Genomic DNA, 1,596 nt, shown 5'->3' with positions numbered 1-1,596 from the left:
CTAGCTTGAGTTTTAACCTGTTCGGCGGGGTCGCGGGCTGCTGGACTTGGTTTTCTTTCTGTGGCTGGGTTTCTGTCTGTTTGGGCTGGTCGCGGTATGGACGTCGTGGCGTGGCGCGGGTTGGTGGTTGGGGAGTCCGGCGGGGCGTCCTGGGCCGGGTCGTGAGGGTTTCGGGACACGGGCTGGAGAGGCGAGTTGCGGGCGCAGGTTCCGAAACCCCCGGCGAATGCGTGACGGGCTGAGTCGTTGGGCTGGTCGGGGTTTCTCCCAGGGGCGGCGCAGATCCGCGGTGAGTTCACGGGCGAGGCGGAGCTGGGTGTAGGCGGTGAGCAGGAGCCAGGTCCAGCGGTCGGCGGCGTCGGGTGACCGGAGTTTCGGGGTGGTCCAGCCGAGGGTTTGTTTGAGCATGCGGAAGGTGTGTTCGATGTCGAACCGGCGCAGGAACGCCTGCCAGGCCAGATCGACCTCGGTGTGGGTGAGGCTGGTGTGGGAGTGCCAGAGCCAGACGGGTTTCGGGATCGCTCCGGAGGGCAGGCGCTCGACCTCCAGGCGGATCACGGTGCCTTCCAGGATCGGGAGATTCCCGTCGTGGCCGGCCCAGGCGATGCGGTGGGTCAATCGTGGGTGCAGCCGGTCCCAGGCCCGGATCAATGCTGGACCGTAGAGCCGGGTCGTGGTCTCGATGGTGATGTCCGGCTGGCCCCACGTGCCTGGGGCGCCGAAGGCGAACTCGTCGCCGTGACGGCGGGGGCGTCCCATCGTGCCTGGTGACGGCGCGGGCGCGGGACGGCGCAACACCCGGTCTGAGCGCATCCGCACCAACACGATGATCGGAAGATCGGCCAGCACGTGCGCGAGCCGGGGTCCGTCGTAGCCGGCGTCGGCGACCAGCAGGATCTCCGGATCCCCTGGGCGCCACTGCCCGGCGCGGGCCAGCCTTTCCACGACATCACGGATCTGACGGGCGGTCACGCTCGCGGCGTCGTCTCCGGGAGCGAGCCGGACCGCGTCCAGCGGCGCGGTCCACGAGTGACGTCCTGTTTCCAGGGCGACGACGACGGAGTAGGGCCAGCCCGGCACCATGATGTGCTGGTCCTTGCCCCGGCCATAGGTGTGACACAGGATCCGTTGCGGGCACGTGTGTGCTTCCGGGCGCAGCCAGCAGGTGACGTCCACCGCCAGCACCAGCCGCCCGTCCGCGGCACGAGGCAGCGACACCGCTGTCAAGGCGGTGCGTAACCGGTCGACCTCGATCCGGCCCCGGGCCAGCGCGGCATAGCCGCTGCCATGCCCGCGGCGATGCTCGCCCGTGAGTGAGAGCTCCGCGACCGAACGGACCGGTCCGTCCGCGCACAGCACCGCGTCGGTCAGCTCGAACAACGCGTCCGCCCGCCGACTCAGACACCGGTAGAACTCCTGCCGCAACACCGAGAGTTCCCCGGCCGAACCCGCGTCCTGGACATGGTGCACACTGATCAACTGAAGCCCTTGGCTCGATCTTTCCCTCTGTCGCAAGAGGAATGATCAACCAAGGGCTTCACCCATGATCAACCAGGGTGCCACCCCACCGCTCAGACGTTAAAACTCAAGCTAGGC

The 1,596-nt window shown here is 68.1% G+C and carries 1 protein-coding gene; it reads right to left on the bottom strand.

Going from position 1 to position 1,596, the window contains the following annotated elements; translation table 11 throughout:
• Positions 1-12: 12 nt before the first annotated feature.
• Positions 13-1,470, bottom strand: coding sequence for an NF041680 family putative transposase (locus tag ACIRGA_RS40845; protein ID WP_400952965.1), 1,458 nt, complete (start codon positions 1,468-1,470; stop codon positions 13-15).
• Positions 1,471-1,596 lie beyond the last annotated feature (126 nt).

The organism is Amycolatopsis sp. NPDC102389 (assembly GCF_044765885.1).
Taxonomy (GTDB): domain Bacteria; phylum Actinomycetota; class Actinomycetes; order Mycobacteriales; family Pseudonocardiaceae; genus Amycolatopsis.
This window is presented reverse-complemented; position numbering and strand designations above follow the sequence as displayed.